33 protein-coding genes are annotated in these 25,513 nt (G+C 66.2%); 18 read left to right on the top strand and 15 right to left on the bottom strand.

Annotated elements, in window-relative coordinates; translation table 11 throughout:
• Positions 1 to 33: 33 nt before the first annotated feature.
• A complete protein-coding gene (locus Q8M13_RS15225) occupies positions 34 to 1,353 on the bottom strand; it encodes a hypothetical protein (protein WP_305300855.1) in 1,320 nt (439 codons plus the stop codon).
• 174 nt (positions 1,354 to 1,527) lie between these two features.
• Between Q8M13_RS15225 and Q8M13_RS15220 the strand changes: the two genes are divergently transcribed.
• From Q8M13_RS15220 to Q8M13_RS15200, 5 genes are read left to right on the top strand one after another with little or no spacing between them, the layout of a single operon-like run.
• Positions 1,528 to 2,595, top strand: a complete 1,068-nt coding sequence (locus Q8M13_RS15220) for an MBL fold metallo-hydrolase (protein WP_305300854.1) — start codon at positions 1,528 to 1,530, stop codon at positions 2,593 to 2,595.
• A 33-nt stretch (positions 2,596 to 2,628) separates the two neighbouring features.
• The gene (locus Q8M13_RS15215; RefSeq protein ID WP_305300853.1) at positions 2,629 to 3,408 is read left to right on the top strand and encodes an enoyl-CoA hydratase-related protein; all 780 of its coding nucleotides are present in this window, start codon (positions 2,629 to 2,631) and stop codon (positions 3,406 to 3,408) included.
• 3 nt (positions 3,409 to 3,411) lie between these two features.
• Entirely contained in the window at positions 3,412 to 4,371 is a 960-nt protein-coding gene (locus Q8M13_RS15210; protein WP_305300852.1) for an oxidoreductase, read from the top strand.
• Positions 4,368 to 5,225: an NAD(P)-dependent oxidoreductase gene (locus Q8M13_RS15205; protein WP_305300851.1), complete on the top strand. Its 858-nt coding sequence runs from the start codon at positions 4,368 to 4,370 to the stop codon at positions 5,223 to 5,225. Before Q8M13_RS15210 ends, Q8M13_RS15205 begins: the two co-directional genes overlap by 4 nt.
• Positions 5,222 to 5,701 (top strand): GNAT family N-acetyltransferase, encoded by a 480-nt coding sequence (locus Q8M13_RS15200; RefSeq protein ID WP_305300850.1) that lies wholly within the window; start codon positions 5,222 to 5,224, stop codon positions 5,699 to 5,701. The genes Q8M13_RS15205 and Q8M13_RS15200 overlap by 4 nt, the downstream gene beginning before the upstream one ends.
• Here the strand turns inward: Q8M13_RS15200 and Q8M13_RS15195 are convergent.
• Positions 5,698 to 6,048: a DUF3147 family protein gene (locus tag Q8M13_RS15195; protein ID WP_305300848.1), complete on the bottom strand. Its 351-nt coding sequence runs from the start codon at positions 6,046 to 6,048 to the stop codon at positions 5,698 to 5,700. The genes Q8M13_RS15200 and Q8M13_RS15195 overlap by 4 nt on opposite strands.
• 62 nt (positions 6,049 to 6,110) lie before the next feature.
• A complete protein-coding gene (locus Q8M13_RS15190; RefSeq protein ID WP_305300847.1) occupies positions 6,111 to 6,662 on the bottom strand; it encodes a TetR/AcrR family transcriptional regulator in 552 nt (183 codons plus the stop codon).
• 97 nt (positions 6,663 to 6,759) lie between these two features.
• Here Q8M13_RS15190 and Q8M13_RS15185 point away from each other — a divergent pair, with 97 nt between their 5' ends.
• The gene (locus Q8M13_RS15185; protein WP_305300846.1) at positions 6,760 to 7,188 is read left to right on the top strand and encodes a tautomerase family protein; all 429 of its coding nucleotides are present in this window, start codon (positions 6,760 to 6,762) and stop codon (positions 7,186 to 7,188) included.
• Between the two features lie 6 nt (positions 7,189 to 7,194).
• Here the strand turns inward: Q8M13_RS15185 and Q8M13_RS15180 are convergent, their stop codons facing one another.
• Entirely contained in the window at positions 7,195 to 7,605 is a 411-nt protein-coding gene (locus Q8M13_RS15180; RefSeq protein WP_305300845.1) for a hypothetical protein, read from the bottom strand.
• A 78-nt stretch (positions 7,606 to 7,683) separates the two neighbouring features.
• Between Q8M13_RS15180 and Q8M13_RS15175 the strand changes: the two genes are divergently transcribed.
• Positions 7,684 to 8,280, top strand: a complete 597-nt coding sequence (locus Q8M13_RS15175; protein ID WP_305300844.1) for a GNAT family N-acetyltransferase — start codon at positions 7,684 to 7,686, stop codon at positions 8,278 to 8,280.
• 66 nt (positions 8,281 to 8,346) lie between these two features.
• On the opposite strand, the gene Q8M13_RS15170 is transcribed toward Q8M13_RS15175, so the two are convergent.
• Together Q8M13_RS15170 and Q8M13_RS15165 are read right to left on the bottom strand one after the other, a co-directional pair.
• Positions 8,347 to 9,279 (bottom strand): SDR family NAD(P)-dependent oxidoreductase, encoded by a 933-nt coding sequence (locus Q8M13_RS15170; protein ID WP_305300843.1) that lies wholly within the window; start codon positions 9,277 to 9,279, stop codon positions 8,347 to 8,349.
• 32 nt (positions 9,280 to 9,311) lie between these two features.
• Entirely contained in the window at positions 9,312 to 10,574 is a 1,263-nt protein-coding gene (locus Q8M13_RS15165) for an MFS transporter (RefSeq protein ID WP_305300841.1), read from the bottom strand.
• A gap of 240 nt (positions 10,575 to 10,814) precedes the next feature.
• Between Q8M13_RS15165 and Q8M13_RS15160 the strand changes: the two genes are divergently transcribed.
• From Q8M13_RS15160 to Q8M13_RS15135, 6 genes are all read left to right on the top strand, one after another.
• Positions 10,815 to 11,300, top strand: coding sequence for a GNAT family N-acetyltransferase (locus Q8M13_RS15160; protein ID WP_305300839.1), 486 nt, complete (start codon positions 10,815 to 10,817; stop codon positions 11,298 to 11,300).
• Positions 11,301 to 11,372: 72 nt separating this feature from the next.
• Positions 11,373 to 11,951 carry a DUF1285 domain-containing protein gene (locus tag Q8M13_RS15155; RefSeq protein WP_305300886.1) on the top strand — a complete coding sequence of 193 codons (579 nt, stop codon included), beginning with the start codon at positions 11,373 to 11,375 and terminating at the stop codon, positions 11,949 to 11,951.
• A complete protein-coding gene (locus tag Q8M13_RS15150) occupies positions 11,948 to 12,589 on the top strand; it encodes a CoA pyrophosphatase (RefSeq protein WP_305300838.1) in 642 nt (213 codons plus the stop codon). Before Q8M13_RS15155 ends, Q8M13_RS15150 begins: the two co-directional genes overlap by 4 nt.
• A 1-nt stretch (position 12,590) precedes the next feature.
• Positions 12,591 to 12,857, top strand: a complete 267-nt coding sequence (locus tag Q8M13_RS15145; RefSeq protein WP_304810293.1) for a hypothetical protein — start codon at positions 12,591 to 12,593, stop codon at positions 12,855 to 12,857.
• Between the two features lie 26 nt (positions 12,858 to 12,883).
• Positions 12,884 to 14,098, top strand: a complete 1,215-nt coding sequence (locus Q8M13_RS15140; protein WP_305300885.1) for a CCA tRNA nucleotidyltransferase — start codon at positions 12,884 to 12,886, stop codon at positions 14,096 to 14,098.
• A 17-nt stretch (positions 14,099 to 14,115) separates the two neighbouring features.
• On the top strand, positions 14,116 to 14,814 hold the full coding sequence (locus Q8M13_RS15135) for a type 1 glutamine amidotransferase (protein ID WP_305300837.1): 699 nt from the start codon (positions 14,116 to 14,118) through the stop codon (positions 14,812 to 14,814).
• A gap of 17 nt (positions 14,815 to 14,831) precedes the next feature.
• Here Q8M13_RS15135 and hemF read toward each other — a convergent pair whose 3' ends face one another.
• Positions 14,832 to 15,710 carry an oxygen-dependent coproporphyrinogen oxidase gene (hemF, locus tag Q8M13_RS15130; RefSeq protein ID WP_305300835.1) on the bottom strand — a complete coding sequence of 293 codons (879 nt, stop codon included), beginning with the start codon at positions 15,708 to 15,710 and terminating at the stop codon, positions 14,832 to 14,834.
• Positions 15,707 to 16,165 (bottom strand): tRNA (cytidine(34)-2'-O)-methyltransferase, encoded by a 459-nt coding sequence (locus tag Q8M13_RS15125; RefSeq protein ID WP_305300834.1) that lies wholly within the window; start codon positions 16,163 to 16,165, stop codon positions 15,707 to 15,709. The genes hemF and Q8M13_RS15125 overlap by 4 nt, the downstream gene beginning before the upstream one ends.
• 229 nt (positions 16,166 to 16,394) lie before the next feature.
• Here Q8M13_RS15125 and petA point away from each other — a divergent pair, with 229 nt between their 5' ends.
• The 3 genes from petA to Q8M13_RS15110 are packed head-to-tail and all read left to right on the top strand — an operon-like array spanning position 16,395 to position 19,130.
• Positions 16,395 to 16,949: a ubiquinol-cytochrome c reductase iron-sulfur subunit gene (gene petA, locus Q8M13_RS15120; RefSeq protein ID WP_305300833.1), complete on the top strand. Its 555-nt coding sequence runs from the start codon at positions 16,395 to 16,397 to the stop codon at positions 16,947 to 16,949.
• A gap of 5 nt (positions 16,950 to 16,954) precedes the next feature.
• On the top strand, positions 16,955 to 18,274 hold the full coding sequence (locus Q8M13_RS15115; RefSeq protein WP_305300832.1) for a cytochrome b/b6: 1,320 nt from the start codon (positions 16,955 to 16,957) through the stop codon (positions 18,272 to 18,274).
• A 7-nt stretch (positions 18,275 to 18,281) separates the two neighbouring features.
• Positions 18,282 to 19,130: a cytochrome c1 gene (locus Q8M13_RS15110; RefSeq protein WP_305300831.1), complete on the top strand. Its 849-nt coding sequence runs from the start codon at positions 18,282 to 18,284 to the stop codon at positions 19,128 to 19,130.
• A gap of 62 nt (positions 19,131 to 19,192) precedes the next feature.
• Here Q8M13_RS15110 and Q8M13_RS15105 read toward each other — a convergent pair whose 3' ends face one another.
• Positions 19,193 to 19,987 carry an aspartyl protease family protein gene (locus Q8M13_RS15105; RefSeq protein ID WP_305300829.1) on the bottom strand — a complete coding sequence of 265 codons (795 nt, stop codon included), beginning with the start codon at positions 19,985 to 19,987 and terminating at the stop codon, positions 19,193 to 19,195.
• A 68-nt stretch (positions 19,988 to 20,055) separates the two neighbouring features.
• Between Q8M13_RS15105 and Q8M13_RS15100 the strand changes: the two genes are divergently transcribed.
• Together Q8M13_RS15100 and Q8M13_RS15095 are read left to right on the top strand one after the other, a co-directional pair.
• Positions 20,056 to 20,583: an adenine phosphoribosyltransferase gene (locus Q8M13_RS15100; protein WP_305300828.1), complete on the top strand. Its 528-nt coding sequence runs from the start codon at positions 20,056 to 20,058 to the stop codon at positions 20,581 to 20,583.
• Between the two features lie 41 nt (positions 20,584 to 20,624).
• Positions 20,625 to 21,116, top strand: coding sequence for a hypothetical protein (locus Q8M13_RS15095; protein ID WP_305300827.1), 492 nt, complete (start codon positions 20,625 to 20,627; stop codon positions 21,114 to 21,116).
• Here the strand turns inward: Q8M13_RS15095 and Q8M13_RS15090 are convergent.
• From Q8M13_RS15090 to Q8M13_RS15065, 6 genes are all read right to left on the bottom strand, one after another.
• A complete protein-coding gene (locus Q8M13_RS15090) occupies positions 21,100 to 21,597 on the bottom strand; it encodes a GNAT family N-acetyltransferase (RefSeq protein WP_305300826.1) in 498 nt (165 codons plus the stop codon). The genes Q8M13_RS15095 and Q8M13_RS15090 overlap by 17 nt on opposite strands.
• A complete protein-coding gene (locus Q8M13_RS15085; protein ID WP_305300825.1) occupies positions 21,598 to 22,278 on the bottom strand; it encodes a dienelactone hydrolase family protein in 681 nt (226 codons plus the stop codon).
• Between the two features lie 2 nt (positions 22,279 to 22,280).
• Positions 22,281 to 22,949 carry a dienelactone hydrolase family protein gene (locus tag Q8M13_RS15080; RefSeq protein ID WP_305300824.1) on the bottom strand — a complete coding sequence of 223 codons (669 nt, stop codon included), beginning with the start codon at positions 22,947 to 22,949 and terminating at the stop codon, positions 22,281 to 22,283.
• Between the two features lie 106 nt (positions 22,950 to 23,055).
• Positions 23,056 to 24,153 (bottom strand): redox-regulated ATPase YchF, encoded by a 1,098-nt coding sequence (ychF, locus tag Q8M13_RS15075; protein WP_305300822.1) that lies wholly within the window; start codon positions 24,151 to 24,153, stop codon positions 23,056 to 23,058.
• Between the two features lie 64 nt (positions 24,154 to 24,217).
• Entirely contained in the window at positions 24,218 to 24,829 is a 612-nt protein-coding gene (pth, locus tag Q8M13_RS15070) for an aminoacyl-tRNA hydrolase (protein WP_305300821.1), read from the bottom strand.
• 32 nt (positions 24,830 to 24,861) lie between these two features.
• On the bottom strand, positions 24,862 to 25,485 hold the full coding sequence (locus Q8M13_RS15065) for a 50S ribosomal protein L25/general stress protein Ctc (RefSeq protein ID WP_305300820.1): 624 nt from the start codon (positions 25,483 to 25,485) through the stop codon (positions 24,862 to 24,864).
• Positions 25,486 to 25,513 lie beyond the last annotated feature (28 nt).

Genomic DNA, 25,513 nt, shown 5'->3' with positions numbered 1-25,513 from the left:
CGGGCCTTCGTCGTTCTTGCTAGGCCGTGTCGCTTAGACGTTGCCGGGCAGCTTGCAATCCTTCGAGAAGGCGCAGCCGGTCGTGGTCAGCGGGGTCAGGTCAGCCGAGTACTCGATGATGTAGCCCTTCAGGCCGTCCGAGCAGGCCACTTCCATGTAGGTCGTGCCCTTGGCGGTCTTGCCGATGATGCGGCTGTTGGAGACCGTGCACTCGTTCTTGCCGAGCTTCTTCAGGTCCGCCGTGACCAGCGCCAAGCCAACTTCCGGCTTGGTGAAGGAGCAGCGATAGCCGGCGATCGGGGCGCGAGCGCAGTCATAGACGATCGGCTTGTCGTTCGGGCCGCCGAAGACGCCGACGCCGCCGTCCGGACGGTTGGAGCAGGCCATCTCGACGATGTCCTTGCCGGCCGGGCCGGGGAAGGGCGCGTACTTCGAGACGTCGCAGTTGAAGCCGGCGGCTTTGGCCAGCTTGGTGTAGAGGCCGTTCTGCTCGGTCACCGCTTCCTTGGCGTCGGTGAGCGTGCAGCCGCCCATGACAGTCGAGGCCTTGGCGCATTCATAGGTCTGCGACAGCTTGCCGTTGTCGACGCGGAACATGAAGCCCTTGCCGTCGGCGCAGGCGGCTTCGAAGAAGCTGGAGCCCGACTGCGACTGACCGATGTACTTGCGGTCCTTCACAACGCAGGCGTTGCCGGCTTGAGCGGCGAGGCCGTCGACCACCGCCAGACGCGAAGCGGCGTCGCGCAGGGTGCACTTAATGTTGCTCTGCGCATTGTCGTAGAGCATGCAATCGGTGGCTTCGACCGGCTTGGCCGCGTCCATCGGAGCGCTGGTCTTCAGGATGAAGCCCTGGGCGCTGCCGGCGCAGGCGACTTCGATATAGGTCGCCGAGGCGCTTTGGCCGACGCCGCGAACCTGTTCGGGGGTGCACTGAATCTTCGCGGCTGCGATGAGCGGCGCCAGATCCGACTTCGGATCGGCGTTGCCGGGCAGCTTGCAGCCCAGGCTCGACGGCGAGCCGTCGGCTTGCGGGTTGTTCGCCTCGATGCAGGTGAACGAGGTCGTGGCGCTGCCGACAACCGACGACAGGATGAAGCCGACGCCTTGGTCGCAGTCGATCTCGTAGAAATTGGTCGAGGTCTTCGCCTTCTTGTCATCGACCTTGCCGACGAAGCGGGCGTCGCTGACGTTGCAGGCGATTCCAGCGGCCTTCGCCAGGGCGGGGGCCTCGGCCATCCCCTGGGTGCGCGCCTTCTCAGTAATTTCCTCGGCCTTCTTAGGCGCTGAGGTGGCCGCGGGCGCCAAGGCCAGCAAGGCCAAAGTGGCGGCCAGCCCGGTAATGAATGGCCTCATGGGTTTAAAACTCCTGGGTGGTTCCCTAAGGGCGGACATAAGCCTCTGACGGCTCTATGGGTCAAGTTCGTCGTGAACAGCGTCTGAACCAAGGCGACGGTTGCGTGCAATGCGGGTTTGCTCCCGCCGTTCGCACGTCCGAAAATGGGCGCCGACGACAAGCAGGAGGCAGTTTTGCGCGACGGATTTGAAGAGGCCTACGAGCAGGCTCCGCGACCCAAGCTGACCTATCCCTTTGAACATGGGCCTGGAACTGGCGAGGCCATCGACATCGCGCCAGGCGTTAAGTGGCTGCGGATGCCGCTCGGTGGATCCCTTGCCTTCATCAATGTGTGGGCCATCGAGGAAGAGGGCGGGTGGGCGATCGTCGACACCGGCATGGGCGGCCCCGACACCCAGCAGGCCTGGCGAAAGGCCTTCGCCGAATCGCTGGGCAACCGCCCGGTGACGCGCGTCTTCGTGACGCACATGCATCCGGACCATATCGGCATGGCGGGATGGCTGACGCGGAAATTCCAATGCCGGCTGTGGATCACGCGGCTGGAGTTCCTGATGTGCCGCTCGTTGGCGGCCGACACCGGCCGCGAGGCGCCGGCCGACGCCCTCGACTTCTACCGGGCCGCCGGGTGGGACGAAGAGGCGCTGGAAAACTACCGCGCCAAGTTCGGCGGCTTTGGCCGCGGCCTGCATGCGCTGCCCGACAGCTTCCATCGCCTGAACGACGGCGACGAGATCGAGATCGGCGGGCGGACTTGGCAGGTCGTGGTTGGGGCCGGGCACTCGCCGGAACACGCCTGCCTGTGGTGCCCGGAGTTGAAGCTGTTCATTTCCGGCGACCAGGTGCTGCCCAAGATTTCCTCGAATGTCTCGGTCTTCCCGACCGAGCCGGACGGCGATCCGTTGACCGAATGGCTGACCACCTTAGAGGCCATCAAGGGCCGGGTGCCTGACGATGTGCTGGTGCTGCCGGCCCACAATGCGCCGTTCCACGGGCTGCACGCCCGGATCGACCACCTGATCGGCGGCCATGAGCGCGGCCTGACGCGGCTGCGAAAGCTGATCGCCGAGCCCAAGCGGGCGGTCGATGTTTTCCCGGTGCTGTTCCGGCGCAAGATCGACGAGTGGGTGCTGGGCATGGCCACCGGCGAAAGCCTGGCGCACCTCAATTGCCTGATGACGCGCGGTGAAGCTCTCAAGACCACCGATTCCGACGGCGTCGTCTGGTACAGGGCCAGCGCCTAGGTATACGCTGTAAGTATTAGGGAGCGCATTTTTATGTCCGATCACATTCTCATCGAAAAGTCCGGCGGCGTGCTGACGCTGACCATGAACCGTCCGGACAAGAAGAACGCGCTCACACGCGCCATGTACCAGTCGCTGGGCGACGCCATCGACCAGGCGGCCTTCGACAAGGACGTCCGCTGCATCCTGATCCAGGCCAACGGCGACATGTTCACGGCCGGCAACGACCTGGCCGATTTCGCGGCGGTCAATGCCGGCGAAGCCAACGCCAGCGAGGCCCGTCGCGGCGGCAATCCGCTGTTGGCCGCTCTGGCCCGCGCCAAGACCCCGCTGATCGCCGCCGTCAATGGCCGCGCGGTCGGCGTCGGCGTGACCATGCTGCTGCATTGCGACCTGGTCTATGTTTCGGAAGAGACCCTGCTGACCACGCCGTTCGTGAACCTGGCCCTGGTGCCGGAAGCGGCCTCCAGCATCACCCTGCCCAGCCGTATCGGCCACACTCGCGCCTTTGCGATGTTCGTGCTGGGCGAGGCAGTCGACGCCAAGAAGGCCGTGGACTGGGGGATCGCCAACGAGGCCGTTCCGCTCGACCAGCTCCGAGCCAAGGCCCGCGCGGCGGCCGAGGCGGTGGCGGCGCGTCCGCCCGCCGCCGTGACCATCACCAAGGCTCTGATGCGCGACGAAGCCGCCATCGCCGCGCGCATGGACGAAGAGGGCGTGCACTTCGCCGCCCAGCTCAAGTCCCCGGAAGCCAAGGAAGCCTTCGCCGCCTTCGCCGAGAAGCGCGCGCCGGACTTCGGAAAGGTCGCCTGACCCATGATCAAATCCCGCTTCGAAGCCTTCACCCCGGCCCGCATCGTCGTGAACAACTACGACCTTGAGGGCTGGAACATCATCGTGACAGGCGGCGCCAGCGGCATCGGGGTGGAGACAGCCCGGGCCCTGGCCGGAGCGGGAGCCGACGTCATGCTGGCGGTCCGCGACCGCGTGGCGGGCGAACGGGTCGCCGCCGAGATCAACCAAAGCATCGGCGCGGACCGGGTGCTGGCCGGGACGCTGGACCTGGCCAGCCTGGGGTCTGTGGGCTCTTTCGTGGACGCCTGGGGCGACCAGCCGCTGGACGTGCTGATCAACAACGCCGGGGTCATGGCCACGCCGCTGCTGCACACCGCCGAAGACCTGGAGCTGCAGATCGGCACCAACCACTTCGGCCACTTCGCCCTGACCATGGGGCTGACGCGGGCCTTGATGAACGCCTCCGAAGAGGACCGGCTGGCGCGTGTCGTGCAGCTCTCGTCGATCGGGCACCGCCGCAGCGGCATCAACTGGGACGACATCCACTACCGCACCCGGCCCTACGACAAGTGGGAAGCCTATGGTCAGTCCAAGACCGCCAACTCGTTGTTCGCGGTGGGATATTCGGCGCGCTTCGAAGAGCATGGCGTGACCGCCAACGCCGTCATGCCCGGCGGAATCATGACCCCGCTGCAGCGCTATCTTCCCAAGGAGGAGATGGTGGCCATGGGCTGGATGGATGACGAAGGCAATGTCCGCGAAGGCTTCAAGACCACCGAGCAGGGCGCCTCGACGAGCGTCTGGGCGGCGGTCGGCGAGGAGCTTGAGGGGATCGGCGGCCTCTACCTCGAGGACTGCCACGAGGCCGCGCCCTGGACCAAGGAAGACCCGGTTCACGGGGTGATGCCGCACGCGCTCGATCCGGAAGCCGCCGAGCGGCTCTGGGCGATTTCCGAAGAGACCACGGGGTTGAGTTCATGAGCCTGCAAGGCAAGACGCTGTTCGTCACCGGCGCCAGCCGCGGCATTGGCCTGGCCATCGCGCTGCGGGCCGCCCGTGACGGCGCCAATATCGCTATCGCGGCCAAGACCGCCGAGCCGCACAAGCATCTGCCGGGCACGATCTACACGGCGGCCGAGGAAATTGAGAAGGCCGGCGGCAAGGCCTTGCCCTTGGTCGTCGATGTGCGGGACGAGGCCAGCGTCTATGCGGCGGTGGAGAAGACCGTCGCCACTTTCGGCGGGATCGATATCTGCGTGAACAACGCCTCGGCGATCCAGATGACCGGGACGCTCGCCACCGACATGAAGCGCTACGACCTGATGAACCAGGTCAATGCGCGCGGCACGTTCCTGACCTCCAAGGCCTGCATCCCGCACCTGAAGAACGCCGCCAATCCGCATGTTCTGATGCTGTCGCCGCCGCTCGACATGAGCCCGCGCTGGTTCGAAGGCCACACGGCCTACACCATGGCCAAGTTCGGCATGAGCATGTGCGTCCTGGGCATGGCCGCCGAATTCAAGAGCGACGGCATCGCCTTCAACGCGCTCTGGCCCCGTACGGGGATAGCCACCGCGGCGATCCAGTTCGCCCTGGCGGGCGAAGAGGGCATGAAGCAGTGCCGCACGCCGGACATTATGGCCGACGCAGCATACGCCATCTTCAACAAGCCGAGTCGCGAGTTCACAGGCAACTTCCTGATCGACGACAGCTTCCTCTATGCGGAGGGAGAACGCGACTTCGACAAGTACCGCGTCGATCCGACCACCCGGTTGATGCCCGACTTCTTCGTGCCGGCCGACTCCGTCCCGCCGCCCGGCGTCGTCATCGGATGAGCGTGACGATACGGGAGGCGACGCCCGCTGACGCGTCGCTAATCTACGGCTTCATCCGCGCCCTGGCCAAGTATGAGAAGCTGCTCGACCAGGTCGAGGCGAGCGAGGCTGATCTCGCCGGGCATCTGTTCTGCGAGACGCCGCGGCTGTTCTGCGACATCGCCGAGGGCGACGGGAAGCCGGTGGGCTTCGCGATCTGGTTCTACAACTACTCGACCTTCAAGGGCCGGCACGGGATCTATCTGGAAGACCTGTTCGTGGTTCCGGAAGCCCGCGGCCTCGGCGCCGGCAAAGCTCTGCTGCGCGCCTTGGCCAAGCGCTGCGTGGCCCAGGGACTGGCGCGGTTGGAGTGGTCGGTCCTGGACTGGAACGCGCCCTCGATCGCCTTCTACGATTCGCTGGGCGCCGAGGCGTTGAACGAGTGGATCACCCGTCGGATGACCGGCGAGCCGCTGAAGGCCCTGGCCGCAGGCTAAAGCTTGAGGCCGAGCCTGGGACCGATCCAGGTCATGAGCAGATAGAGGCCGATGGTCAGGCCGCAGCCGAGCGCCAGCGCGGTCCAAAAGGGCGTGCCGCGCCGCAGCAGGGCGGGGATCAGCAGGAACATCGGCAGTGACGGCAGTACGAACCAGAAGGTGGCCTCGGCGTGGGCCGCCATCCGTTGGGCGTCGCCAGTGTCGCGCCATAGCCAGATCATGCCGAGGATCGACACGAGGGGCAGGGAGGCGACCAGCGCCCCAAAGCCGGGGCTGCGCTTGGCGATCTCCGAGATCGCCGCGATGATTGCGCCCGACAGCAGCGCCTTGATGATCAGATAGGCCAACTAGATTCCCCCAATTCGCCGCCAGCTTGCCGCGCGCCACGCCAAGCGGTCGAGGGGAAAGGTCAGGTCGCCTCCGAGATCGCCAAGTGAAGGTTGGTATGCAGCAGTTCGTCGGCCAGGGCGCCGTCCGGAACCGCGCGGGCCAGCATCAGGGCGCCGACCATGCGGGTGACGATCCCGAGGGCCTGCTCGCGACGGTCTGGGCTGGGCGGCAGGCGTTCCTCGACCGAGGCGATCATCTGTTCGACCCCGGATGCGAAGACTGTCTTAAGGTCATCGGATTGTCGGCCGACGTCACCGCCCAGGGCGGCGGCGGGACAGCTTTTGCCCGGCGCTATGCGTGCGGCCGGCGAGAGGTAATAGCTCAGCATTTCGGGCAGGTCGCGGGCGCGTTCGCGGCGCTCGGCCATGGTCTTGAACGCGCTGTCCACCGCCTCGGCCGCCAGCACGTCCTTGGACTTGAAGTGGTTGTAGAAGCCGCCGTGGGTGAAGCCGGCGGCCTGGGTCAGATCGCTGACGCTCACCCCGTCGAAGCCGCGCTCGCGGAACAGCGTCGCGGCGGCGCCGACGATCCGTTCGCGGTTCTCCTCGGCCTGGGCCTTGCTGATCTTCATGGGTTTGCCTCTTGACGATCTGTCGGACTCAATGATGATGATCGTCATTGTTGAAGTCAAGGCGGCGCCAATGCCCGCCGTACAAGGGAGCTGTTTGATGCCGCTTTGGAAAATCTATCACCCGGTTGGGGCGTTCAGCGCCGAGCAGAAGAAGGGCCTGTCCGAGGCGATCACCGCGCTCTACAGCCGCCTGCCCAAATTCTATGTGGGCGTCGTGTTCCAGGAGGTCGCGGCGGAGTCGTTCTATGTCGGAGGCGAACCAGCGGACAATTTCGTGCGGATCTGGGTGGACCACATCGCCCGAACCCTGCCGACCGCCGAGGCGCGGACCTGGTGGATCGGCGCGTGCGACGCAGCCCTAGCGCCCTACATCCGTGATCGTGGGTTCGCGTGGGAATTCCACATCGACGAGACCTCGTACGAGCTCTGGTCGATCGGGGGGCACCGCCCGCCGCTGCCGAATACCGAGGACGAGAAGCGCTGGCTCGCCGAGAACAAGCCCAGCCCGGTGTCCGAACCGGCCTAAGGTCGATCAGACAGAGATGTCGATGATCATCGGCCTGGCGGGTTCGTTGCGTTTCGCCGCGACGGTGGCTTCGGCCTTGAGGGCTTCTTCCATGGCTTCCTTCACCCGCCGGGCCACCTCTCCTTCGACGGCCGCCACATCGGTCGTGCCGTCGCGCTCGGCCATGACCTCGGCGCGGATCTTTTCCTTCAGCTTCTCGAGCTTTTGCTCCTGCGCCCAGGCGTAGATACCCTTGTCGCGGATCTGCTCGAGGTCCGATTGCTGGCGGACCTTGGCGGCCTCGGCCTTCTGGGCGGCGAGTTCGGCGGCGCTAGGCTGAGTCGATTTTGCCGAGTCGGATTTGCCCACCTGGCCGAGAGCGGCCAGCGGATCGGTCGCCAGAAGGCTGTTGGCCAGGGTGGATTTGCCGACTTGCATGCGATGGCTCCTCTAGTCGGCTAGACTGAAGCAAAGGTCGGGCCAACCGACATTGGATCACCTGGGGAGGAGATCATTATGAGCGCACCGCCGAAAACCGTCCTGGTCGCGACGCCGGAGGAAGAGGCCGCTATCCGCCAGGCGGTCCGCACTGCCGAGGGGCGGGTGGTCGCCGGCCCCGAGCACGTGGAGGGCCTGGCGGCCCTGTTGGCGGACCCCCGCGTTTCCGATCCGATCTATGATCTGCCTCGCCCGATCACCACCGAAAGCGTCGCCCGCTGGGTGGCTGAGAGCGAAGCGCTACGGCAGGCCGGCGAGTGTGTGCTGGCCGTGAACCTGGACGAGGCCGGCGAGGTCGTCGGCTACTCACGCTTCACGGTCTGGCCCGATCGCTCCTCGGCCGAGATCGCCGGGGCGACTCGCGCCGATCGTCAGAACAGCGGCCAGGGCCGGCTCGGCGTGGCGCGTTCGATCGCCTGGATGTTCGAGACGCTGGGGGTGCGATTGATCGGACTCACCGCGGCCCTGGACAATGTCCGCTCGGCGGCCGCCATCGACGGGGCTGGGTTCCAGCGGATGGGCGAGCGCGAAAGCGTGCGTCCCGACGGTTCGATCCGTCGTTCGATCTACTGGGAGCTCAGCCGCGATCAGTGGACGCGGCTCCACCGCCTTTAGATACGAAAACGGCGGCGACCCCGAGGGATCGCCGCCGCCTTTGTCGTCACCAATAGGTGTCGGGTCTTAGCCGGCCTTCGCAGGTTCGGCCGCGCCTTGGCTGGCGAGAGCCGGACGCGAGAGCGGGAAGAACTTGTCGGCCATGGCGGGCATGGCTTCCGACAGGATCGTATCGACGCTCCAGCCCGATTCCTTGGTCTCGGTCGCGATCGGACGGGGTTGGCTGTAGAGGGTGATCGTCTCGCCCGAGGCGCCGAAGACCTGGCCCGAAATGTGGGCCGCGGCCGGGGTCACCAGGGCCACCGACAGGCGGGCCGGCTGGTCGGCGCGGATTTTCTCGGCCATCACCGCGCGGCGGGCCGCTGCGGCTTCGTCCTTCACCGGGACCGATTGGGTCATACGGGTCCAGGCGACCGGCGCCAGGCAGTTCGAACGGACGTTGTTGCGGGCGCCTTCCATGGCGATGATCCGCGAGAGGCCGGCGATGCCCATCTTGGCCGCGCCGTAATTGGCCTGGCCGATGTTGCCCAGCAGCCCCGAGGTCGAGGTGAAGAACATGTAGGCGCCGTCGTTCTGTTCACGGAACAGCTCGATCGTGGCGCGAGCCACGTTGAACGAGCCGCGCATGTGGACGGCGATGACGGAGTCCCATTCGGCTTCGGTCATCTTGTGGAACATCACGTCGCGCAGGATGCCGGCGGGGTTGATCACCGCGTGCAGGCCGCCGAATTCCTTCTTGGCCTGTTCGACCATGCCGTAGACGGCGTCGAGGTCGGTGACGCTGTCGGAGTTGGAGACCGCTTCGCCGCCAGCGGCGCGGATTTCCTGGGCGACCTGCTCGGCCGGACCCGCCGAACCTTCGTCCCCGCCGGCCAGACCGCCGCCGAGATCGTTGACGACAACCTTCGCGCCTTCTTGCGCCGCGATCAGCGCGCAGTCACGGCCAATGCCGTTGCCGCCTCCGGTAACCAATACAACCTTGCCTGAAAGAGCAGCCATGAACCTATCTCCCTAAAAGAATACCGTGTTTGTTATTCGAGCCGGTCGGCCTTGCGCAAGGCGGGAAAGAGTTTGGCCCACGTGCCGGTGACGATCAACGCACCCACCCCGCCGAATATCGCCGCGCCCACCGGGCCGAAGAACCGCGCCACGACACCGCTTTCGAACTCGCCCAGCTCGTTGGACGCGCCGATGAACAACGACGAGACCGCCGCCACCCGGCCGCGCATCTGGTCGGGGGTGACGATCTGGATCAAGGTCTGGCGGACATAGACGCTCAGCATGTCGGCCCCGCCCAGCACCGCCAGGGCGAACACCGAAAGCGGCAGGGATTTCGATAGGCCAAAGACGATGGTGGCCGCGCCGAACACCGCCACGCCGGCGAACATGATCAGGCCCGCATGGCGGCGGATCGGGTAGCTGGCCAGGACAACCGCCACCAAGGTCGCGCCGATGGCCGGGCCGGCGCGCAACAGGCCAAAGCCCTCCGGGCCGACATGCAGCACATCGCGGGCGAAAACCGGCAGCAGGGCGGTCGCGCCGCCTAGCAGGACCGCAAACATATCGAGCGAAATGGCCCCGAACACGATCTTGTTGGTCCAGGTGTAGACCAGCCCCTCCTTGATCAGCGCCCATCGCGAGCCAGCCTGGACCACGGGCTGGGTGTTGCCCTTGATCAGGAACACGCAGACCGCCGCCACCAGGTAGAGGCAGGTGGTGACGCTGTAGGACAGGCCGGCCGAATGGGTCAGCAGCAGCCCGCCGATGGCTGGCCCGATGATCGACCCGCCCTGCCAGGCCAGCGAGTTCCAGGCGATGGCGCGCGGCAGCAGGCTCTTGGGAACCAGCATCGGGCCAAGCGCGGTGGAGGAGGGGCCCATAAAGGCGCGGCTGGCCCCGAACAGCATCGACAGCACCAGCAGCAGCGGGATCGAGGCGAAGTGGAAGATCGCGGCGGACGCGAGGATGACTGCGGTGGTGATTTCACCGGCGTAGCAGAGCAGCAGAACCTTGCGCCGGTCGTGCCGGTCGGCGGTCTCGCCGGCGAACGGCGACAGCAGCAACACCGGGATGAAGGCGGCCAGCCCTATCATGCCGACATAGAAGGCCGACTGCTTCACATCCATGGTCTCGCGGGCCACGGCGTACATCTGCCAGCCGAGCGCCACGCTCTGGATCTGCACGCCAAGGGTCGCGGCGACCCGGGCGATCCAGAATTTCACATAGTCGGTTCGCTTGAGGAGCTCGCGGATGGAGACGGGCTGATCGGGCTCTTGCGCGGTGGCGTCTGTCATCGGAACTCTGAAATGGAGGCGGGGCAACTTGACGCGCCGGGGCTCGCCTCGCAACGCGCGATTGACGCGGGGCTGTCATGGCCTTATCGCCGCTCACTCTTACGTGAACGAACGGGACGACGTCCATGCGACGCCAGCGACGAACCGAGCGCGCCAGCCGCGCCAACTGAGCCTCCGTCCCGTAGTGCGTCACACGTGCGGCGACGGACCCGTTAGTTCACGTCGTTCGTAAAGCCACCGATGATCGCTCCCGCCGAACAGGCCCTCTCCTTCACCCACGAACAACCCCAGGACGCAGACGCCATCGAGGCGCTGCTGGATCACGCCTTTGGACCGGGGCGCTTCACCAAGGTCTCAGAGCGTGTGCGGGAGTTCGCGGAGTTCCGCCCCGACATGTCGTTCTGCGCCTGGGATGGCGCTCGCCTGGTTGGTTCTGTCCGCATGTGGGCGGTTCATGTCGGTGGTCGGCCGGTGATCTTCCTGGGGCCGCTCGCGGTCCTGGCCGAGGGCCGCAAGTTCGGGACCGGCGGTGAACTGGTGCAGCGCGCCAGCGCCGCCGCCCAGGCCGCCGGCTATCCCGTGCTGCTGGTGGGCGACCAACCTTACTTCGGCCGGTTCGGATATTCCGTCGACGCCGCCAAGGATGTTCGCCTGCCCGGTCCGGTCGACCAGCGCCGGGTGCTGGTGCTGGGGGCGAGCGATCTGGCGGGGCCTGTCACCGCCTGATTGCGCCCTAAGGCGCCGCTTGACCCTGCGTCGCCATTGAGGCGAGGCGTCGAGAGTCCTACCTTGTCCCTCATGGGAGACAACTCAGTACGATCTGGCCTCGATGGTGTTATCGCCGCGGCCAAGGCGCAGGCGCCCGGCCGCGGTTTGCCGCCGGTGCATCTGTGGAATCCGGCCCATTGCGGCGAAATCGACATCGTCATCCGCAAGGACGGACTGTGGTTCCACGAAGGCTCGCCGATCGGCCGCGAGGCCTTGGTGCGGCTGTTTTCCACCGTCCTGCGCAAGGATCCCGACGGCTTCCATCTGGTGACGCCGGTCGAGAAGATGAAGATCACCGTCGAGGACGCGCCCTTCATCGCCACCCGCGTTGACCGCGAGGGCGAGGCGCTGAAGTTCCTGACCAATGTCGGCGACGAGGTCGAGGCGGGACCCGAGAACGAGATTCGAATCGAAATGGACGCGGCGACTGGCGAGCCGCGCCCCTATCTGCACGTCCGGCGGGGCCTAGACGCGCTCATCGCTCGTCCGGTCTTCTACGAGTTGGTGGAGATGGCGCAGGAGCGCGAGACCCCGGAGGGGCCGCGCCTGGGCGTTGAGTCCAACGGCGTCTGGTTCCCCGTCGGGCCGGCCGGGGCGCACCGCCTGTGAGTCCGACCGCGCCGACCGGCGAACTGCGGGCCTGGATCGAACATCACCTGGATCCGCTTGAGGAGGGGCAGTCCTCCGAGGGCGCGTCCGACTTCGATCTTGGCGCCAATGCCTTTCCGAACGAACCTGTCGAGCTGACGCCGGCGGCCGTGCTGGTCGGGCTGATCGAGCGCGAGTACGGCTTTTCGGTGCTGCTCACCCGCCGGGCCGACACCCTGCGCCGTCACACCGGCCAGATCGCCCTGCCGGGCGGTCGTTGTGATCCTGGCGAAACCATCTGGCAGACGGCCCTGCGCGAGGCGCACGAAGAGGTGGGGCTGGCGCCCGACTATGTCTCGCTCGCGGGCCTGTCCTCGCCCTACCGCACGGGAACCGGGTTCCTGGTGACGCCGGTGGTGGGGTTCATCCAGCCGGGCTTTGCGCTGCAAGCCAATCCGGCCGAGGTGGCCGATATCTTCGAGACGCCCTTCGGCTTCCTGATGGATCCGGCCAATCACGAACAGCATGAGCGCCAGGCGCCGACTGGCGAGACTCGCCGGTTCTACGCCATGACCCATGAGGACCGTTTCATCTGGGGCGCGACGGCCGGAATGCTGCGCGCGCTTTATGACCGCCTCTACGGGGCGGCGGTCGCCTAGGATGCTCATATTCCGCCTCCTGTTGATCGCGGTCCCGTTCATCGCCTGGTTCATCTGGCGCGAGGTCGCCCGGCGCACCGGGCGGCCGATGGGAGCCACGCCCTGGGTCTGGCTGGTGGCCGCCGCCGGCCTGCTGTTCGGGCTCTCGTTGATGGCGAGCGCGTTGTTCCATGACGACAACCGCGAGGACACCTATGTCCCCGCAGAGGTGACTTCGGGCGGTCGCGTGACGCCCGGCCATTTTGAAAAGAAGGCGCCCTCGAAGTGACGCACAGCATTGGCCAAAAGCCCTGGATGAAGATCGCCGCCCCGGTGTTTGACGCGCTGGAGGCCAAGGGCGGTCCCGGCTGCGCCCGGTTCGTCGGCGGCTGCGTGCGCAACGCGCTCATCGGTCAGCCGGTGGGCGACCTGGACATCGCCACCAGCCTCACGCCCGATCAGGTGACGCAAGCCTTGGTCGCGGCGGGCCTGAAGGCGGTGCCGACCGGGATCGACCACGGGACCATCACGGCGGTGGCGGGCGGACAGCCCTTTGAGATCACCACCTTGCGCCGCGACGTCGCCACCGATGGCCGCCGAGCGGTGGTGGCCTTCACCCAAGATTGGAGCGAGGACGCCCAGCGTCGCGATTTCAACCTGAACGCCGTCTATTGCGACCGCGAGGGCAATCTGTTCGACCCCACCGGCCAGGGCGTGGCCGATGCGCAGGCCGGCCGAATCGTCTTCGTCGGCGACGCCGCAACTCGGATCGAGGAAGACTCGCTGCGCATCCTGCGGTTCTTCCGGTTCCTGGCCTGGTACGGCAAGGGAGAGCCCGACGCCGCGGCGGTGGCGGCCTGCGCCGCTGGCAAGGGGCTGTTGAAGAACCTCGCGGCCGAGCGGGTGGCCAAGGAGCTGCTGAAGCTGCTGGCCGCCTATGACCCGCGTCCAGCGCTCACCCTGATGGCCCAGACCGGGGTGCTCGCTGAGTTGCTGCCGGCCGCTCAGGACCTGAGCGCCTTCAACGCGATGATCGAGTTCGAGGTCGATCAGCTTTTCACCAATGATCCGATCCTGCGGCTGGCGACCCTGATCCCCAATGACCAGATCGGCGCCGGCAAGGCGGCCGAGGCTCTGCGACTTTCCAACGACCAGAAGGAGCGGCTGGTCCAGGCGATGGGCAAGACCCCGCGCATCACCTCCTGGATGAGCCCGCGTGAAAGCCGCCGGGCGGTCTATCAGATCGGCGTCGCGACCTTCTCCGACCGCATCAAGCTGGCCTGGGCCAATGCCGGCCGTACAGGCGCGACCCATCAATGGCGCGGTCTGCTGGCCCTGGCCGAAAGCTGGACCCCGCCGGCCTTCCCGCTGACCGGCGAGGACGTGATCAAGTCCGGAGTGCCCAAGGGCCCGATGGTCGGTCAGGTCCTGCGCGAGGTCGAGGAATGGTGGATCGACCACGACTTCATCGACGACAAGTTCTCGGCCATCGAGAAGCTGAAGGCCGTGGCGCAAGGCATGGCGTATTGAGCGTGGGGCAGGGCCGCATGAAACTCGGCATCCTGGAAACCGGCGAGCCACCGGCCGGCGTGAAGGAACGGTTCGGCGACTATCCGTCGATGTTCCGCAGGCTGTTCGGCGAGGACGCTTACGACTACTCGACCTTTGACGTGGCGGGCGGGGCTCTGCCCGGCGCGGTCGAGGGCTGTGGAGCCTATGTGGTCACCGGGTCTTCCGCAGGCGTCTATGACGCTCTGCCCTGGATCGATCCGCTGAAAGACTTCCTGCGCAGCGCGAAGGGGCAGGTTCCGCTGATCGGCGTCTGTTTTGGTCACCAGATCATGGCCGAGGCGTTCGGCGGCAAGGTGATCCAGTCTCCCAAGGGTTGGGGCGTCGGCCTGCATCGCTATCGGATCGAGGAGGCTCAGGCCTGGATGGATGCGGCCGAGCCGGTCGCCGTGCCCGCTTCGCATCAGGACCAGGTCGTCGAACTGCCGCCGGGCGCGCGTGTGATCGGCGGCAATGACTTCTGCCCGATGGGAATGCTCGACTATGGCTCGGACCGCGCCATCTCGCTGCAACTGCACCCGGAGTTCGATCCGGCCTACGCCAAGGCGCTGATCGAGAACCGGCGCGGCAGCCGCTACACCGACGAACAGGCCGACAAGGCCGTCATGAGCTACGAGCAGCCTGATGATCGCCTAAGGGTTGGCGCTTGGCTGCAGCGGTTCTTGGAAAGCGCCTAGAGGGCGCCGCCGCCCAGTTACGCCCAGCTAACCATCGGCGGCATGGACGACAGGATCGTGTCGATATTGCCGCCGGCCTTCAGGCCGAACATCGTGCCGCGGTCGTAGAGCAGGTTGAACTCGACATAGCGGCCGCGGCGCAGAAGCTGCTCGCGGCGGTCCTGTTCTGTCCAGGGCTCGCTCATTCGGTGGCGCACGATCTTGGGATAGACATCGAGGAACGCCTCGCCGACGGCGCGGGTGAAGGCGAAGTCCTTTTCGAAGTCTCCGGAGTCGTGGCGGTCGTAGAAAATACCGCCGACGCCGCGCGTCTCGTTCCGATGCGGCAGGAAGAAATACTCGTCGCACCAGGCGCGATATTTCTCATGCCAATCAGGATCATAGGCGTCGCACGCGGCCTTCATCGCCGCATGGAACAGCACGGCGTCGTCAGCCTCCTGGCTGCGCTGTTCGTCGACCATCGGCGTCAGGTCGGCGCCGCCCCCGAACCAGCTCACGGCGGTCGAGAGGAAGCGGGTGTTCATGTGCACGGTCGGCACGCGCGGCGAGCGCGGGTGGACGATCAGGCTGATGCTGGCCGAGACGTAGGACGGATCCTTGTCCGCGCCGGGCATCTGGGCCGCCATCTCCGGCGAGAACCGGCTGGTCGCCGCGGAGGTGTGAACGGCGGCCTTTTCGAACAGCCGGCCCGTGAAGTGGCCGCCAATACCGCCGCCGACCCCGGTCTCACGGGTCCACGGGCGCATGTCGAAGCGGCCAGCCGGTTCCGGATAGAGGTCGGCGGGGGCCTCGTCCTCGAGCCGCTCCAGCTCCGCGATGATGCGCAGCTGCAGGGCCTCGAACCATTCCTTGGTGCGCGCGCGGCGCTCTTCGATCTCAGGCGGCAAGGTCGTCATACCGGTGCCTTAGGAAATTGCCCCGTCTGGCGCAACGCCTCCGAGAGCCCAATCGCGGCCGAAACGGTCACGTTCAGCGAACGGCGGCCCGCCATCAGCGGAATGAACACCCGCGCGTCGGAGGCCTCATGAACCTCTTCCGGGACCCCAACGCTCTCCCGGCCGAACAGCAATATGTCGTCTGGGCGGAAGGCGAAGCCGTGCAAAGGCGTCGCAGCCTTCGTACTGAACAATACAATTCGTCCGGAGCGGCTGGCGTGAAATTCGGCCCATCCGGGATGGCGCACAACGTCGGCCGGTTCGCCGTAATCCATTGCTGCGCGCCGGATAGCCTTGTCCGAGAGGGGGAATCCACAGGGCTCAATGACGTGCACTGGGACCCCCATACAGGCCCCGAGACGAAGAGCCGCCCCAAGGTTTTGCGGAATGTCCGGTTGAAAAAGCGCGAGCAGCATTCTAAGCGGTCCAGCCACGGGATGAGCCGGGGCGTGGGGCGAATCGCGGAAGGTGGGTTGCGAACAGCAATCCGCAACTCTTCCGAGGGTTTCGTCGCTGCTCCAGCGTTGTTGTTCCGACTGGCCTTACCAGAACGTCTGGCAGGGTCGAAGGCGGGATTGCTCCGGTTTTCCGGTGTGATCCGAAGGGTCGCGGTCCTTGCGGCCCCAAACGAAGGGTAGCTTTAAGGTGGCCGACACCGTCGTGGGCGCAAATCCCGATACGCATGCCGCGGGCGACGACCCGAACCGGCGTGATTTTATTCATATCGCAGCGGCCGTCGCGGCCGGTGGCGCCGTCGCGAGTCTCGCTTGGCCGTTCATCGATCAGATGAATCCGTCGGGCGATACGCTGGCGCTCGCCTCGGTCGAGTTTGACCTGACCAAGGTCGAACTGGGTCAGCAGGTCGTGATCAAGTGGCGGGGCAAGCCGCTGTTCATCCGCAAGCGCACTGGCGCCGAGATCGCTGCGGCGATCAAGGACGACACCGCTGATCTGCGCGACCCGCAGACGGACGAAGAGCGTCACAAGCCTGGCAAGGCCGAATGGCTGGTCGTGATCGGCACCTGCACGCACCTGGGCTGCGTGCCCACGTTCGGCGGTGGCGACTTCGGCGGCTGGTTCTGCCCTTGCCACGGCTCGCACTACGACACCTCGGGCCGTATCCGTAAGGGACCGGCTCCGAAGAACCTCGCGGTGCCCGACTACGCCTTCCTCTCCGACACCAAGGTCAAGGTGGGCTAAGACCGATGAGCGGACATTCAAACTACGAACCCAAGACCGGCATCGAGCGTTGGCTCGACGTCCGTCTGCCTGTCGTGCGCCTCGCGTACGACAGCATCATTGATTTCCCGACCCCGAAGAACCTGAACTACTGGTGGACCTTCGGCGGCATCCTGGCGGTCTGCCTGGGCATCCAGCTGGTCACCGGCATCGTGCTGGCCATGCACTACGTGCCGCACGTCGACCACGCCTTCGCCTCGGTCGAGCGCATCATGCGTGACGTCAACTACGGTTGGCTGATCCGCTACATGCACGCCAACGGCGCTTCGATGTTCTTCATCGCCGTCTACATCCACATGTTCCGCGGCCTCTACTACGGGTCCTACAAGGCCCCCCGCGAAGTGCTGTGGATCCTGGGCTGCGTGATCTATCTCCTGATGATGGCCACGGCCTTCATGGGCTACGTCCTGCCCTGGGGTCAGATGAGCTTCCACGGCGCCGTCGTCATCACCAACCTGTTCGGCGCCCTGCCGATCGTCGGTGAAGCGATCACGACCTGGCTGTGGGGCGGCTTCGCCGTCGACAACCCGACCCTGAACCGCTTCTTCTCGCTGCACTTCCTGCTGCCGTTCATGATCGCTGGCGTCGTTGGCCTGCACATCTGGGCGCTGCACGTGCCGGGGAACAACAACCCGACCGGCGTTAACGTGAAGTCGAAAGAGGACACCGTTCCCTTCCACCCGTACTACACGGTGAAGGACGGGTTCGCGATCGTGGTCTTCATGATCATGTTCGCCACCTTCGTGTTCTATAACCCGAACGCGCTTGGCCACGCCGACAACTACATCCCGGCCAACCCGCTGGTGACCCCCGCTCACATCGTTCCGGAATGGTACTTCCTGCCGTTCTACGCGATCCTGCGCGCGGTTCCCGACAAGCTGGGCGGCGTGATCCTGATGTTCGGCGCCATCGCGGTGATGTTCGTCCTGCCTTGGCTCGACACGTCCAAGGTGCGCTCGATGCGCTACCGTCCGACCGCGAAGCTGTACTTCTTCATCTTCGTGCTGGCCTGCCTGATCCTCGGCTATTGCGGTGGCAAGCTGCCCGACGATCACGTCATCCCGGGCCTGTCGACCTTCACCCTGATCGATGCGGATCTGAACAGCTTCGTCTGGCTGTCCCGTTTCGCCGCGCTCTACTACTTCGCGTACTTCCTCGTCGTCCTGCCGGTCCTGGGCCTCACCGAGACCCCGCTGCCGCAGCCGGAATCGATCAGTGCGCCTGTGCTTTCGCATCCCGCCAACGCGCCCGCCGGCGCCGCGGCTTCGCCTGAAAAGAGGGGTTGAGCCTAAGATGCTGCGTAAAGGTATCGCGCTCGCGGCGTTTGGGCTGGCTATCTTGGCTGCCCCCGCCGCCCTCGCCGCTGGCGGCGCCGCCCCGGTGAAGCATGTCGAGTTCAGCTTCGAAGGTCCGTTCGGCAAGTTCGATCAGGCCCAGCTGCAACGCGGCTACAAGGTTTATCGGGAGGTCTGCTCGGCCTGCCACTCGATGAACCTGATGAGCTTCCGCAACCTCGGCCAGAAGGGCGGTCCGTTCTTCGATCCGAAATATCCGAACCCGAACGACAACCCGTATGTGAAGTCGATCGCCAAGGACTATCAGATCAAGGACATCGACTCCGAAACCGGCGACGTCATTGAACGTCCCGGCACCTCGGCCGATCGTTTCCCGTCGCCGTTCCCGAACGAACCGGCTGCCCGGGCGTCCAATGGCGGCGCCATGCCGCCGGACCTCTCGGTGATGGCCAAGGCTCGTCACCATGGGCCGCAGTACATCTACTCGCTGCTGACCGGTTATCAGGATCCGCCCGCGGGCCTGAAGGTGGGCGTCGGCCAGCACTACAACCCCTTCATGGCCGGTGACGTCACCTCGTCCTGGTCGGGTCCGCACGACAAGGTGCCGCCCGGCGGCTTCATCGCCATGGCCCCGCCGCTCGCGGCTGGCCAGGTGACCTTCGACGACGGCACCAAGTCGACGTTGGAACAGCAAGCCAAGGACGTCTCCGCCTTCCTCACCTGGGCTTCCGAGCCCAAGATGCAGGAACGCAAGGCGTTCGGCATGGCCGCCATGATCTATCTGCTGATCTTCGCCGGCCTGCTCTATGTGAGCTACCGCAAGATCTGGAAGAACGTCGCCCACTAGGGCCGCCTTCCATCCGAGACGACGAAGGCCCCGGACTTGTCCGGGGCCTTTTTCGTTGGCGGCTAGCCGCCGGCGGGGCGAAGGAGCAACCGTCCTTGCGGGAAGTCGAACCGCAGTCGCCAGCGGGCGAGCAGCGGCGCGCCGATGACGCCTGTCACGGCGGTGTCGTCCTGAACCAGGCCGCCGTCCAGGTTTTCGAACAGCTCCCCGCCGAACGAGGCCGCCCGCAGTTTGGCCCGGATGGCGCCGTAGGGTAGGAGTTCCTGCGGCTTGGCGGCGCCCGGCGCGCTGGCCAGGCCAGTCTCGATCCGCACCGCCGTATCGGCTCCGGTGGCGATGACAAAGTCTCCGGCCCGCGAGACCGCGCCGTCGGAAACGGCGGCCTGTGCGGTGGCGATCCCGGCGCCGCGCTTCAGTCGCAAGACGGTCTTGGCGTCGAACGCCGGCGCCTTCCCGCGCGGATAGATCGCGACCCTGCAGGGCTCGAAGCTGACATCGACCACATAGGCCGCCAGCAGGTCCGCCCCGATCACCCCGGCGATGGGCGTCGGGAAGGCCCAGGTACGCGCGTCCAGATCGGCGACGCTGAAGGCCTGACCCTGCAGCGAAAGGCCTGCGATCCGCACCGGCCCATGGAGAGAGGTCTCGGTCAGGCCTGCGCCCTGGGCCTTGGTCTCGTGCAACAGGGTTCTTGGCGCGCCCGTGTCGAGGATGTAGTCGCCCGCCAGGCCGTCGATTGAGGCCGGCGCCACGATGACCCCTTGTTCGTACCAGCAGGCGGTCTCGCCGGCCCACGCCGCCTGTCCTGACGCCAGGATGGCCAGCAGGACGCTTGATGCTAGGGATGCGGGCTTCATGGCGTCCAGGGCTGTGTTCTTGCGCTCAGCATAGCCAAGCCGTCGCCCCTCGGCGATAAGTTGAAGATATGGACCTGACCAAGCTGATCCGCACCATTCCGGACTATCCGAAGCCGGGCGTGATGTTCCGCGATATCTCGACCTTGCTGGGCGATGCGCGCGGTTTCCGCCGCGCGGTCGATGAGCTGGTCCAGCCCCTGGCCGGCCTCAAGGTCGACAAGGTGGCCGGGATCGAGGCCCGCGGCTTCATCCTCGGGGGCGCGGTCGCTCACCAGCTATCGGCCGGCTTCGTGCCGCTGCGGAAGAAGGGGAAGCTGCCGCACAAGACGGTGGCCGTGGAATACGCGCTGGAATACGGCTCCGACGTCATCGAAATGCATGTGGACGCCCTCAACCCCGGCGATCGCGTGCTGTTGATCGACGACCTGATCGCGACTGGCGGCACGGCCTTGGCGGCGACCCATCTGCTGCGCCAGGTCGGCGCCGACATCATCGGCGCGGCCTTCGTGATCGATCTGCCCGAGCTTGGCGGCGCGCAGCGCCTTCGCGATGCAGGCGTGGCGGTTTCTGTCCTCGCGACCTTCGAAGGTCACTGATGGGACTTATCGCGGCTCAAACCATCGGATAAGTGCGGGGCATGGCTTTCACGCGCGCGTGGCGCGATTTCAAACGTATGCAGGACGTCGCCGTAGGTGCGGCCGCGCTGATTTACGTCGGGGCGGTGCTTCACGCCTTTCAGGTGCTGCCCGGCGGCAGCGAGCTGATCATCCAGCGGACCTTGATCTGGCCTGGGCTGATCATGTTCCTCTCGCTGACGCTGCCGTTGCTGGTCCCTTTCCTCAAGCGGCTGCTCGCTCGCTATGTCTGGCTGAGCTACCAGGCGGGGTTTGGCCAGACCGCGATCTCGGTGCTGACCGGCGTGGGCCTGCTCGCCGTGGCGGCGGGGTTCATCTACTGGCAGGTCTGGGCGGTCGGTCACGGCGGCCGCTATCCCGCCGGGGTGTTCTCCGGCTACGCCGCCGGCATCGGCATACTGGCGGCCCAGGCCGTACTGGTGCGGGCGCTGGAAACCGTGCCTGACGTTCGCAAGCAGATCGAAGAGCCGAACGACCCTACCGAGACCGCCTAAGACGCAGTGTTGGTAGCCCATCTTCGTCAAGCTCAGTCGCGACCTCCGCGAAGGCGAGCTTGTCGAGAATTCGGCGCGACGCGGCGTTGGATGGGTCGATGGTAGCGTCGATAGCCAAGGTGGGGTTCGCCTCGACCAGCGCGCGCGCGGCCTCGGTTGCGAAGCCCTGGCCCCAGTACTGACGGCCAAAGCCGTAGATCAATTCCACAAGCGCCTCGTCTGTCCGCCAGACAAGGCCGGCCCAGCCGATCAGACTATCGGTGTCACAGTGAACCACGGCGCGACTGCCGAAGCCGGTCTCGGGAAGACTCCGCGCGGCGTTGGCGATCCATTCCGCGGTCGAGGCCCGGCTTAGCGGCGCGCCGTCGCCAACGAAGGTCATCACCGACGGATCGCTTGTGATCGCGGACAAGGCGTCGAGATCGTCGTGCTTCAACGGCCGCAGCCGCAGCCGTAGGGTCTCGATCACGTCGACGCTCATCTACATCGAGCTCCGACCACCGCCGTTGTTGGAGAACAGGGCGAGGGTCCGCAGGCGGGCGAGGCGGGCGCTGTCGGCGTGGTAGTCCGTGCGGCGATCGGAGAAGAAGCCGTGGCCGGCCTCGTAGAGGTGCACGGGCACGTCTGGATGCGCCTCGCGGATTTCCTCCACGCGCTCGAGCGGGATCGAGGCGTCGGTCTTTCCGAAGTGAAGGATGATCGGGACCTTCGGCGTCTCGTCCTTCAGCTCGGTGATCCGCCGGCCGTAGAAGGCCGAGGCGGCCGAGAGGCCGGTGCAGCGGCAGGCCGCCAACCAGGCCGCCGCGCCGCCCCAGCAGAAGCCGGTGACGAAAACCGGCCCTGAGAGGGCGTCTATGGCCCCTTGGGTGTCTCCGGTCACTTGGTCCCAAGGCGTCTCTTGAGAGTAGCGCACGCCCTGCGCTACGGCTTCCTGGCCGTAATCGGCGGCGAAGCCGGGCTCCAGCCGATCATAGTAGGCGGGCGCGATGGTTTCGTAGCCATCCTCGGCGAAGCGGTCGGCCAGTTCGCGGATGTGGTCTGTGACGCCAAAGATCTCCTGGATCAGCACCAGCCCGCCGCGCCGGGCGTCGGTCGGCTTGGCGTGATAGGCCGAGAGCTCGAAGGCATCGAAGCTGCTCTTCAGAGTGATGGTCTCGCCCATGTTCAGGCGGCCTCGAACAGCTCGCGCGTCCGGGCTCGCGCCAGGTCGGCGGCCTCCTCGGCATAGCGCTCTGGGCTCTCATTGTTGAAGCCGTGGCCCGCGCCTTCGTAGATGTAGACCGGGACATCGGGGTGGTGTTCGTGGACCGCGGCCTCCACCTCGTCGGCCTTGATGCCGGGATCGGTGTGACCCAGGTGGATGATGGTCGGGCAGAGCGGCTTCAGGGCGGCGTTGGCCTGCACCAGGCTGCCGTAGTAGCTTGAGGCGGCCGCGATGCCTTCCAGCTTGCCGGCGGTCAGCCAAGTCAGTGACCCACCGTAGCAATAGCCGACGACGAAGACCTTCCCACGCGCGGCCAGGAAATCGCGGCACGCGGCGATATCGCCCAGCGCCTGGTCCAGCGGTGTGGCGCGCGCATGAGCTACCCCTGCCGTCAGCCCCTCGGGATCATGACCGGCGGTGAAGCCACGCTCGCGGCGGTCGTAGAGGGAAGGGGCGATGGCCTCGTAGCCGGCCTTGGCCCAGCGCTCGACATCGGCGCGGATGTGGCGGTCGATGCCGAAGATCTCTTGCAACACGATCACGCCGCCCTTGCGCGGGGTGAAGGCCTGCTCGTGATAGGCCGAAAACTCGAAGCCGTCCGCGCCCCGAAGGGTGATCGTCTCGCCCATGCGTCTCTCCCGTTTGTGGCGGGGAGCTAAGCAGAGATCGCAGCGGCGCCCAACGGAGATAGCCGGGCGCCGCTCATAGAAATCCTCCCGCTGGGAGGCGGCGGCGTTAAACGTTGAAGCGGAAGTTCAGCACGTCGCCGTCCTGGACGACATACTCCTTGCCTTCCTGGCGGAATTTCCCGGCTTCCCGGGCGCCGGCTTCGCCCTTGAAGCGCACATAGTCTTCGTAGGCGATGGTTTCGGCGCGGATGAAGCCCTTCTCGAAGTCGGTGTGGATCACGCCGGCGGCCTGCGGGGCGGTGTCGCCCTTGTGGATCGTCCAGGCGCGGGCCTCTTTCGGACCGACGGTGAAGTAGGTCTGCAGGCCCAGCAGGTGATAGGCCTCGCGGATCAGCTTGTTCAGGCCCGGCTCGGCCAGGCCCAGGGTCTCCAGGAATTCGGTCCGTTCGGCCGGGTCCAGCATGGCGATCTCGCTCTCGATCTGGGCGGAGATGGCCACGTGGTCTGCGCCATCGCGCTTGGCGCGCTCGGCCACCAGGTTCGACATTTCGTTGCCGTCGGCGGCGGAGCCTTCGTCGACATTGGAGACGTAGAGGGCGGGCTTGGAGGTCAAAAGCTGCAGCATCTGCCAGGCCTTGGCGTCCTCGGCGGAGATCTCGGCCTTGCGGGCGGGGCGGCCAGCGTTCAGTTCCTTCAGCGCCGTCTGAACCAGCTTCAGCGTCAGCGCGCTTTCCTTGTCGCCGGTCTTGGCGCGCTTCTCCAGATTGGGGACCCGCTTCTCCAGGCTCTCCAGGTCGGCCAGCATCAGCTCGGTCTCGATGGTCTCGAGATCGGCGAGGGGATCAACCTTGCCTTCGACGTGGGTGATGTCGTCGTCGATGAAGCAGCGGGCCACGAACGCCACGGCGTCGCAGTCGCGGATATTGGCCAGGAACTGGTTGCCGAGGCCCTCGCCCTTGGACGCGCCGCGCACCAGGCCGGCGATGTCCACGAAGTTCATCCGCGCGGGGATGATTTCCTTGGACGGGATGATGGCGGCCAGGGCGTCCAGACGCGGCTCGGGCACCGCCACGTCGCCGGTGTTGGGCTCGATGGTGCAGAACGGATAGTTGGCGGCCTGGGCCGCCGCCGTTTGAGTGAGCGCGTTGAACAGGGTCGATTTGCCGACGTTCGGCAGACCGACGATGGCGACTTTAAGGGCCATGTCGTCCTCTAGGATTGGGTCGGCGCCGGTTTAGCGGACGCGGGAGAAAATGTCGTCAGGCCAGTCAGCCACGGCCCTGCGGGATGTCGCTCTTGTCGGCCGGGGCCAGGCGCATGACCTCGGTTTGGTACTTCTCGTCCTCGCCGGCGGCCAATAGGGGCGCGGCGTCGGCGACGGCGGCCAGCAGATCGGCGACCCACTGCTGGTCGACCTTGTGGAAGTCCGACAGCACGTGGCCCTGCACGCGGTCCTTGTGCCCAGGATGGCCCACGCCAAGCCGCGCGCGGCGAAAGTCGGGGCCAATATGGGCGGTGAGGGAGCGGACGCCGTTGTTGCCCGCCGCGCCACCGCCCGTCTTCATGCGGAAGCGGCCAGGCGCCATGTCGATCTCGTCGTAGAACAGCACGAGGTCGGCGGGCTTGAGCTTGTAGAACTTGAGCGCTTCGGCCACGGCGCGGCCAGTCTCATTGTAGAAGGTCTGGGGCTTCAGGATCAGGGCGCGGACCGCGCCGTCCGGCGTCTCGATCTCCCCCTCGCGAACGAGGGAGGAGAAACGAGAGCGTTCGGGACCGAAGCGCCAGCGGCGCCCGATCTCGTCAACGGCCATGAAGCCGATGTTGTGCCGGTTGCCCGCATGGCGGGCTCCCGGATTTCCTTGGCCCGATAGGACAAGCATACGATCTCCCCGCGAAGAAGAGATCGCTTTGCTTACTCGCTGGTCGAGGAAGCGGCGGCGGCCGCATCGTCAGCCGCGGCGTCGGCCGAGGCGGACGCCGAAGAGCCGGCCAGGGTGGCGACGACGAAGTCGCGGTCCAGGGAGGCGACGACGCCCTTGGGCAGTTCGAAGGCCGACATACGGATGGTGTCGCCAATGTCCAGGCCGGTCAGGTCGCAGACCAGCTCTTCCGGAATGGCGTCGGCCGGGCAGGACAGTTCAACGTCGTGACGGACGATGTTCAGCGTGCCGCCCTTCTTGAGGCCGGGCGAGGCTTCATGATTCTTGAAGTGCACCGGCACGGCGATCTTGATCAGCTGGTGCTCGTCGACGCGGAACAGGTCGAAGTGCACCGGCACGTCGGTGACCGGGTCCATGTCGATCGCCTTGGCGATGACCGGCTGGGTTTCGTCGCCGTACTTCAGGGTCACCAGGTGGCCCAGCAGCTTGCCGGTGTAGAGCGCCTTACGGAACTCGTTCGACTTCACGGCGACGGCCACGGGATCCTTGTCACCGCCGTACAGCACGCCGGGGACCAGGCCCGCGCGGCGGGTTTCACGCGCGCCACCGGTACCAGTGCGTTCGCGGACTTCAACGTTCAGGATGATATCGGCCATGGCCTTGCCTCAAAACGAAGCCGCCGCG

Source organism: Phenylobacterium sp., assembly GCF_030681155.1.
In the GTDB taxonomy this organism is placed as follows: Bacteria; Pseudomonadota; Alphaproteobacteria; order Caulobacterales; family Caulobacteraceae; genus Phenylobacterium.
Note: the sequence above shows the minus strand (reverse complement) of the source record. Positions and strands in the feature narration are given on the sequence as shown.

Excerpts from the sequence above, each read along its gene's own strand:
- Q8M13_RS15225 (WP_305300855.1), bottom strand. The coding sequence starts at position 1,353 with ATGAGGCCATTCATTACCGGGCTGGCCGCCACTTTGGCCTTGCTGGCC.
- Q8M13_RS15215 (WP_305300853.1), top strand. The coding sequence starts at position 2,629 with ATGTCCGATCACATTCTCATCGAAAAGTCCGGCGGCGTGCTGACGCTG.
- Q8M13_RS15210 (WP_305300852.1), top strand. The coding sequence starts at position 3,412 with ATGATCAAATCCCGCTTCGAAGCCTTCACCCCGGCCCGCATCGTCGTG.
- Q8M13_RS15205 (WP_305300851.1), top strand. The coding sequence starts at position 4,368 with ATGAGCCTGCAAGGCAAGACGCTGTTCGTCACCGGCGCCAGCCGCGGC.
- Q8M13_RS15200 (WP_305300850.1), top strand. The coding sequence starts at position 5,222 with ATGAGCGTGACGATACGGGAGGCGACGCCCGCTGACGCGTCGCTAATC.
- Q8M13_RS15190 (WP_305300847.1), bottom strand. The coding sequence starts at position 6,662 with ATGAAGATCAGCAAGGCCCAGGCCGAGGAGAACCGCGAACGGATCGTC.
- Q8M13_RS15185 (WP_305300846.1), top strand. The coding sequence starts at position 6,760 with ATGCCGCTTTGGAAAATCTATCACCCGGTTGGGGCGTTCAGCGCCGAG.
- Q8M13_RS15180 (WP_305300845.1), bottom strand. The coding sequence starts at position 7,605 with ATGCAAGTCGGCAAATCCACCCTGGCCAACAGCCTTCTGGCGACCGAT.
- Q8M13_RS15175 (WP_305300844.1), top strand. The coding sequence starts at position 7,684 with ATGAGCGCACCGCCGAAAACCGTCCTGGTCGCGACGCCGGAGGAAGAG.
- Q8M13_RS15170 (WP_305300843.1), bottom strand. The coding sequence starts at position 9,279 with ATGGCTGCTCTTTCAGGCAAGGTTGTATTGGTTACCGGAGGCGGCAAC.
- Q8M13_RS15165 (WP_305300841.1), bottom strand. The coding sequence starts at position 10,574 with ATGACAGACGCCACCGCGCAAGAGCCCGATCAGCCCGTCTCCATCCGC.
- Q8M13_RS15160 (WP_305300839.1), top strand. The coding sequence starts at position 10,815 with ATGATCGCTCCCGCCGAACAGGCCCTCTCCTTCACCCACGAACAACCC.
- Q8M13_RS15155 (WP_305300886.1), top strand. The coding sequence starts at position 11,373 with ATGGGAGACAACTCAGTACGATCTGGCCTCGATGGTGTTATCGCCGCG.
- Q8M13_RS15145 (WP_304810293.1), top strand. The coding sequence starts at position 12,591 with ATGCTCATATTCCGCCTCCTGTTGATCGCGGTCCCGTTCATCGCCTGG.
- Q8M13_RS15140 (WP_305300885.1), top strand. The coding sequence starts at position 12,884 with ATGAAGATCGCCGCCCCGGTGTTTGACGCGCTGGAGGCCAAGGGCGGT.
- Q8M13_RS15135 (WP_305300837.1), top strand. The coding sequence starts at position 14,116 with ATGAAACTCGGCATCCTGGAAACCGGCGAGCCACCGGCCGGCGTGAAG.
- hemF (WP_305300835.1), bottom strand. The coding sequence starts at position 15,710 with ATGACGACCTTGCCGCCTGAGATCGAAGAGCGCCGCGCGCGCACCAAG.
- Q8M13_RS15125 (WP_305300834.1), bottom strand. The coding sequence starts at position 16,165 with ATGCTGCTCGCGCTTTTTCAACCGGACATTCCGCAAAACCTTGGGGCG.
- Q8M13_RS15115 (WP_305300832.1), top strand. The coding sequence starts at position 16,955 with ATGAGCGGACATTCAAACTACGAACCCAAGACCGGCATCGAGCGTTGG.
- Q8M13_RS15110 (WP_305300831.1), top strand. The coding sequence starts at position 18,282 with ATGCTGCGTAAAGGTATCGCGCTCGCGGCGTTTGGGCTGGCTATCTTG.
- Q8M13_RS15105 (WP_305300829.1), bottom strand. The coding sequence starts at position 19,987 with ATGAAGCCCGCATCCCTAGCATCAAGCGTCCTGCTGGCCATCCTGGCG.
- Q8M13_RS15100 (WP_305300828.1), top strand. The coding sequence starts at position 20,056 with ATGGACCTGACCAAGCTGATCCGCACCATTCCGGACTATCCGAAGCCG.
- Q8M13_RS15095 (WP_305300827.1), top strand. The coding sequence starts at position 20,625 with ATGGCTTTCACGCGCGCGTGGCGCGATTTCAAACGTATGCAGGACGTC.
- Q8M13_RS15090 (WP_305300826.1), bottom strand. The coding sequence starts at position 21,597 with ATGAGCGTCGACGTGATCGAGACCCTACGGCTGCGGCTGCGGCCGTTG.
- Q8M13_RS15085 (WP_305300825.1), bottom strand. The coding sequence starts at position 22,278 with ATGGGCGAGACCATCACTCTGAAGAGCAGCTTCGATGCCTTCGAGCTC.
- Q8M13_RS15080 (WP_305300824.1), bottom strand. The coding sequence starts at position 22,949 with ATGGGCGAGACGATCACCCTTCGGGGCGCGGACGGCTTCGAGTTTTCG.
- ychF (WP_305300822.1), bottom strand. The coding sequence starts at position 24,153 with ATGGCCCTTAAAGTCGCCATCGTCGGTCTGCCGAACGTCGGCAAATCG.
- pth (WP_305300821.1), bottom strand. The coding sequence starts at position 24,829 with ATGCTTGTCCTATCGGGCCAAGGAAATCCGGGAGCCCGCCATGCGGGC.
- Q8M13_RS15065 (WP_305300820.1), bottom strand. The coding sequence starts at position 25,485 with ATGGCCGATATCATCCTGAACGTTGAAGTCCGCGAACGCACTGGTACC.